This window comes from Microbacterium sp. C448 (genome assembly GCF_000582705.2).
GTDB classification, from domain to species: Bacteria; Actinomycetota; Actinomycetes; order Actinomycetales; family Microbacteriaceae; genus Microbacterium; species Microbacterium lacus_A.
On record NZ_HG779783.1, the window covers coordinates 1 to 6,435 of the forward strand.

Consider the following 6,435-nt stretch of genomic DNA (forward strand, 5'->3'; position numbering starts at 1 on the left):
AGGTGGAAGCACCGGCCGCGCATGGCCCGCCGCGGGCCCGACCGACACGGCCTGGGTAGGCTGGAGGGATGCCCCCGCGTCGCCTGCTCGTCCTCTCGGCGGCAGTGCTCGTGTCGGCGGGCGTGCTGAGCGGCTGCACCGCACCCGTGGCCATGCAGCCCGCTCCGAGCGCGAACGATCCGCTCTGCGCCGAGGTCTCGGTGCGGCTGCCCGCAACGCTCGACGGCAAAGAGCGGCGTCAGACGGATGCCCAGGCCACCGGCGCGTGGGGTGACCCGGCCGCTGTGCTGCTGACGTGCGGCATCGAGCCGCCCGGACCGACGACGCTCCCGTGCAGCACGGTCGATGGTGTCGACTGGATCATCGAGGACCTCGGTGAGTTCCGCTTCCGTGTGACCACGTTCGGGCGGACGCCGGCGGTCGAGCTCTATCTCGACACGAACGTCGACACGGGCGTATCGAGTGCCGTCGTGCTCGAGGCGCTCGCCTCGTCGGTCGGACGGCTACCCATCGACGGGGCCTGCACCGACGTCCCTGTGCCCTAAAAGCCGAACAGACGCCCGTCAGGCGCGCTCGAGGGCCGTGTCGATCAGTTCGGTGATGAGCTCGGCGTACGACATGCCGGATGCGATCCAGCACTTCGGAAACATCGAGATCGGGGTGAACCCCGGCATCGTGTTGAGTTCGTTCACGACGAGCCCGTCATCGGTCAGGAAGAAGTCCACGCGGGCGAGTCCGCGCCCGTCCACAGCCTCGAAGGCTCGCGCGCCGAGCGCCTGGATCGCCTCGATCTCGGATGCCTCCAGATCGGCCGGGCAACGCACGTCCACGCCGTCGCCGCCGAGGTACTTGCCCTCGAAGTCGTAGAACTCGCGAGTCGTCAGCACGACCTCACCGGGTAGCGAGGCCCGGGCGGGTGCTCCCCCACGTCCCTCCAGCACGGCGACCTCGATCTCGCGCCCGACGAGCGCCGATTCGATCAACACCTTGTCGTCCTCGGCGAAGGCCAGGGCGAGGGCGTCATCGAGTTCGCCCAGGTGATGCACCTTCGAGACACCGACGCTTGACCCGGCACGAGCCGGCTTGACGAACAGGATTTCTCCGAGTGCCGCGGCATCCGTCCGCACACCCTCGGCGTCGCTGTCCCAGAGTGCGCGCCGCACGGTCACCCAGGGAGCGACCGGCACGCCCTCGGCCTGCAGCGCGATCTTCATGAAGTGCTTGTCCATGCACAGCGCAGAATCGAGCACCCCGCCACCGGCATAGGGCAGCTGGAGGGTGTCGAGGAACCCCTGGATCGTGCCGTCCTCGCCGTGCAGGCCGTGCAGGATCGGCAAGACGACGTCGATGGCACCGAGATCATCCACCGTTCCGTCGGCGCGGCGCACGCGCAGTTCACGCGCAGCGCCGCCCTCGGGCCAGACGATGCGGGTGCCGTTATCGTCGACCTCCGGCAGTTTCTCGGCATCGAGGGCGAACTTGTCGGGATCGTCGTCCTCGAGCACGAAGACCCCCGCGCGGGTGATGCCGATCGGGATTACCCGATACCGCTCGCGATCAATCGCCCGCAGCACCCCGCCCGCCGTTGCGGAGCTGATCGAGTGCTCGCTGGAGCGACCGCCAAAGAGCACCGCCACCGCCCGTTTGTGCATTCTGCGTCCTCTCGCCCCGGGGGGTGTCATCGTCGGTGGTCAGGTGTGGGGCGATCTGCTGCGGCTTCATCGTGCCATCCAGCACGCGCTTGACCTGCTCGACGATCGGCATCTCGACGCCGACCTCTTTCGCCAGCTGCAGCACGGGTGCGACGGATGCGAGTCCCTCGGCCGTCTGCTGCATCTGCTTCACGACATCCTGGAACGAGTATCCCTGACCGAGCAGTCGGCCCGCCGTGTTGTTGCGCGAGAGCGGCGACTGGCACGTCGCGATCAGGTCGCCGAGCCCCGCGAGACCCTGCAGAGTTTCGGGCTGCGCGCCGTAGGCCACCGCGAAGTCCGTCATCTCGACGAGTCCGCGCGTGATGATCGACGCCTTCGTGTTCTCGCCGTAGCCGACGCCGTCGACGATGCCGATCGCGACCGCGATCAGGTTCTTCAGCACGCCGCCGAACTCGGTGCCGATGACATCCGTGTTCACGAACGAGCGGAAATAGGCGTTCCGCGCTCGACGTGCGACGGCGTCCGCGGTCTCTTGGCTCGTCGACGAGATGACCGCCGCGGTGGGCTGCTCTCGCGCGATCTCGAGCGCCAGGTTCGGGCCGGATGCCACGGCGATGCGCGCTGGATCGCAGGCGAGCTCCTGCTCGATGACCTGGCTCATGCGCATGCCCGAGCGCCGCTCGACGCCCTTCATCAGGCTGATGAGCAGGGCGTCGTTGTCGGCGACCAGGGGGCGGACGGCTTTGAGGCTCTCGCGGAGGGCCTGGCTCGGTACCGAGAGGTAGATCTGCGTGGCACCGTCGAGGGCTTCGGAGAGGTGCGCCGTCGCCGTCATCGACCGGGGCAGGTTGACGCCCGGCAGATACTCGCTGTTGCGCTTGCCTTCGGCGATTTCGTGCGCCAGTTCGGGGCGACGGGCCCACATCGTGACCGCGGCACCACCGTCGGCGAGAATCTTGCCGAAGGTCGTGCCCCAGCTGCCGGCGCCGATGACGGCGACCTTCGGACCATCCGGAGCTTTACGACTCAAAGCGACCCGTCTCTTTCTGCGCGTGCGTGGCCGGGTTCCAGCGAACGGGCGGCGCCTTCTCGTCCCGCAGCTCTTCCAGCAGCGCGGCGATCGCGTTCATGAGACGCTCGGTCGCCTCGACCAGGGCGCCGGGCTGATGGTGGCGCCCGTCGAAGTCGGACAGGTCGAGGGGGTCGCCGACCAAGAAATCGACCGGCTTCCGCGGAGGCCAGAACCGGAGCTTGCCGCCGTACCTCGGCATGATCTCTTGCGCTCCCCAGTGGGCAACGGGAATCAGGGGAACACCGGATTCAAAAGCGAGCCGCACGGCGCCGGTCTTGCCGCGCATGGGCCACAGGTCAGGATCGCGCGTGAGCGTGCCCTCGGGGTAGACGATGATGCTGCTGCCGGTCGTTGCGAGGTGCTCGGCGCCCGACAGCGTCGACTTCGCCGACGACGAGCTGGAGTCGCGCGAGACCGGCACCATGCCGGTCGCCTTCAGCGCCCACCCGAGCACCGGCACACGGAACAGACTCTCCTTGACGAGGAACCGCGGCGCGCGGCCGATGTCCCACACCGTTACCGAGACGATGAGCGGGTCGAATTCGCTGTAGTGGTTCGGGGCGAGAATGAACGCCCCCTCGGTGGGGATCTTCTCGGCACCGTGGATGCGGATGCGGGCGAAGTACTTGGTGAACGGTTCGACGATGCCGCCGAGCAACCAGAAGACGCTCGGTCGTGTCTTTTCGCTTGATCGCGGGCGGGTCCGGGTCACCGGGTCACCCGACGATGTCGAAGTCGGCGCCGAGCGCGGTGAGCTTGTCGAAGAACTTTTCGTAACCCCGGCTGATGATGCCGACTCCGGACACGCGGGACTCGCCCTGGGCTGCGAGAGCCGCCACGACGTACGAGAAGCCTCCGCGCAGGTCGGGCACCTCGATGTCGGCACCGGTCAACGGCGTCGGACCGTTGATGACTGCGGCCTGCTCGAGCGCACGACGCGGGACGCGGCGCTCGCCCCCCTCGAGCCCGTGCGGGTGAACGACGATGTCGGCGCCCATCTTGACCAGAGCCTGGGTGAATCCGAGGCGGTTCTCGTACACCGTCTCGTGCACGGTCGACTCGCCCTCGGCCTGGGTCAGCGCGACGATGAGGGGCTGCTGCCAGTCGGTCATGTAGCCGGGGTGCACATCCGTCTCGACGATGACCGGCTTGATCGATCCGTCACGACGGAACAGAATGCCGTCTTCGCGGATGTCGAACCATCCGCCGGCCTTCCGGAACACGTTGAGGAACGTGAGCAGGTCCTGTTGCTTCGCGCCCGCGACGAAGATCTCGCCATCTGTCGCGAGAGCCGCGCAGGCCCACGAGACGGCCTCATTGCGGTCGAAGATGGAGCGGTGGTCGTAGCCGCGCAGAGTCTCGACACCCTCGATCAAGATGACGCGGTTCGGCTCGTACGAGATGATCGCGCCCATCTTCTGCAGCACCGCGATCAGGTCCATGATCTCGGGCTCGATGGCCGCGTTCTTCAGCTCGGTGATGCCCTTCGCCTTGACGGCCGTCAGCAGCACCTGCTCCGTCGCCCCGACGCTCGGGTACGGCAGCTCGATGTTCGCGCCGTGCAGGCCGTTCGGCGCCGTGATGCGGATGCCCTCGTAGCTCTTGTCGACGATGGCACCGAATGCGCGAAGCGCGTCCATGTGGAAGTTGATCGGACGGTCACCGATGCGACATCCACCGAGATCCGGAATCAGCGCCTCGCCCAGCAGATGCAGCAGAGGACCACAGAACAGGATCGGGATGCGCGAGGCTCCCGCATGCGCGTCGATCTCTTCGAAGTGCGCCGAGGCGGCGCCGCTCGGGTCGAGCACGAGGCTGCCCGGTTCATCGCCGTCCATGACCGTGACGCCGTGCACCTCGAGCAACGAGCGAACAACCGCGACGTCACTCAGTTCGGGCACATCACGCAGGATGCTGGGGGTCTCGCCGAGGAGCGCCGCCACCATCGCCTTGGTGACGAGATTCTTCGCGCCCTTGACCTCGATCGTTCCCCGCAGCGGCCGGCCACCCCGGATCGCCAGAACCTCTGCACTCACTTTCGCGCTCCGTCCTGGCCCCGACTTCTTGTTGCCCGCGGTGTCGTTCAGGAGTGTCGTCATGCGGTGCAGCCTTACTGTGCGGGAAGCGGCGGCACCGGTAAAGTGCGTGGCCTCCAGGGTTCGCGTCGCGCTTCGTAGGCGGCGATCTTGTCTTCGTTCCGGAGGGTCAGCCCGATGTCGTCGAGTCCCTCCAAGAGACGCCACCTAGTGTAATCATCGATCTCGAACGGGACCCGGATATCAGCGATAGCGACCTCGCGCGCCTCCAGATCGACCGTCATCTGCACGCCGGGGTTTGCCTCGATGAGCGCCCAGATGCGCTCGATCTCGGCCTCGGGGACCACACCTGTGAGTAGGCCTTGCTTTCCTGCGTTGCCGCGGAAGATGTCCGCGAAGCGGGGGCTCAGAACGACCTTGAAGCCGAAATCGCGGAGCGCCCAGACGGCGTGCTCGCGACTTGACCCCGTACCGAAGTCGGGTCCTGCGACGAGGACGGATGCTCCCTGATACGCGGGCTGGTTGAGCACGAACTCGGGGTCCTGACGCCATGACGCGAACAGTGCGTCCTCAAAGCCGGTCTTGGTGACGCGCTTGAGATAGACGGCCGGGATGATCTGATCGGTGTCGACCGCGGAACGCCGCAGCGGCGCCGCAATACCGGTGTGGGTAGCGAACTTGTCCATGTCAGATCTCCCCCGCCTCGACGCGCGCGTAGATGGGTGTGTCGTTGTCGTCGATCGTGTCGGCGATCACGTCGGCTTCGAGGTCGCTCGGGCTCGACAGCGTGCCGCGAATCGCGGTGGCAGCGGCGACGAGGGGCGAGACGAGGTGCGTGCGGCCCCCCTTGCCCTGACGTCCCTCGAAGTTGCGGTTGCTCGTCGAGGCACACCGCTCCCCCGGCGCGAGCTGGTCGGGGTTCATGCCGAGGCACATCGAGCATCCGGCAAAGCGCCATTCAGCGCCGAAGTCCGTGATGATCTTGTCGAGGCCCTCGGCCTCTGCCTCGAGCCGCACCCGCGCGGAGCCCGGGACCACCATGACGCGGACGCCATCGGCCTTCTTGCGACCCTCGATAATGGAGGCGAAGGCGCGCAGGTCCTCGATACGGCTGTTCGTGCACGAGCCCATGAAGACGGCGTCGACCGGGACATCCTTCATCCGCGTTCCGGCCTTCAGATCCATGTACTCCAGCGCCCGCTCGGCGGCGGCGCGCTCGTTCGGGTCCGCGATGTCTGCCGGGGTCGGCACGACGTCGCTCAGCGAGACACCCTGGCCCGGGTTCGTCCCCCACGTCACGAACGGTTCGAGCTCATTCGCGTCGAGGAAGACCTCGGCGTCGTAGACGGCGCCCTCATCGGACGGGAGCGTGCGCCAATAGCTGACGGCATCCTCCCAGTCCTGGCCCTGCGGCGCATGCGGCTTGTCCTTCACATACGCGAAGGTCGTCTCGTCGGGCGCGACCATGCCAGCGCGAGCGCCCGCTTCGATCGACATGTTGCAGATCGTCATCCGGCCCTCCATCGAGAGGGCGCGAATGGCGCTACCGCGGTACTCGAGCACGTAGCCCTGACCGCCGTTGGCGCCGATCTTCGCGATGATCGCGAGGATGATGTCCTTCGCGGTCACGCCCGGCTTCAGATCACCCTCGACCGTGATCGCCATGGTCTTG

The 6,435-nt window shown here is 67.1% G+C and carries 6 protein-coding genes and 1 pseudogene (1 of these 7 only partly in view); 1 reads left to right on the forward strand and 6 read right to left on the reverse strand.

Translation table 11 applies throughout. The features are described 5' to 3' along the window. The first annotated feature begins 68 nt into the window (after window positions 1–68). On the forward strand, window positions 69–545 hold the full coding sequence (locus MIC448_RS13800; RefSeq protein ID WP_036300869.1) for a DUF3515 family protein: 477 nt from the start codon (window positions 69–71) through the stop codon (window positions 543–545). 18 nt (window positions 546–563) lie between these two features. On the opposite strand, the gene MIC448_RS13805 is transcribed toward MIC448_RS13800, so the two are convergent. The 6 genes and pseudogenes from MIC448_RS13805 to leuC all read right to left on the reverse strand — a co-directional run. Then, a complete protein-coding gene (locus MIC448_RS13805) occupies window positions 564–1,652 on the reverse strand; it encodes a D-alanine--D-alanine ligase family protein (RefSeq protein WP_036300872.1) in 1,089 nt (362 codons plus the stop codon). Then, on the reverse strand, window positions 1,558–2,685 hold the full coding sequence (locus MIC448_RS13810; protein WP_036300875.1) for an NAD(P)H-dependent glycerol-3-phosphate dehydrogenase: 1,128 nt from the start codon (window positions 2,683–2,685) through the stop codon (window positions 1,558–1,560). Before MIC448_RS13810 ends, MIC448_RS13805 begins: the two co-directional genes overlap by 95 nt. Further along, entirely contained in the window at window positions 2,675–3,439 is a 765-nt protein-coding gene (locus tag MIC448_RS13815) for a 1-acyl-sn-glycerol-3-phosphate acyltransferase (RefSeq protein WP_036300879.1), read from the reverse strand. Before MIC448_RS13815 ends, MIC448_RS13810 begins: the two co-directional genes overlap by 11 nt. 4 nt (window positions 3,440–3,443) lie before the next feature. Further along, window positions 3,444–4,826, reverse strand: coding sequence for a UDP-N-acetylglucosamine 1-carboxyvinyltransferase (murA, locus tag MIC448_RS13820; RefSeq protein ID WP_036300882.1), 1,383 nt, complete (start codon window positions 4,824–4,826; stop codon window positions 3,444–3,446). Window positions 4,827–4,837: 11 nt separating this feature from the next. Beyond that, a complete protein-coding gene (leuD, locus tag MIC448_RS13825; RefSeq protein ID WP_036300885.1) occupies window positions 4,838–5,449 on the reverse strand; it encodes a 3-isopropylmalate dehydratase small subunit in 612 nt (203 codons plus the stop codon). A 1-nt stretch (window position 5,450) separates the two neighbouring features. Next, window positions 5,451–6,435, reverse strand: a pseudogene (gene leuC / locus MIC448_RS13830) (3-isopropylmalate dehydratase large subunit) (it continues 487 nt past the right edge of the window).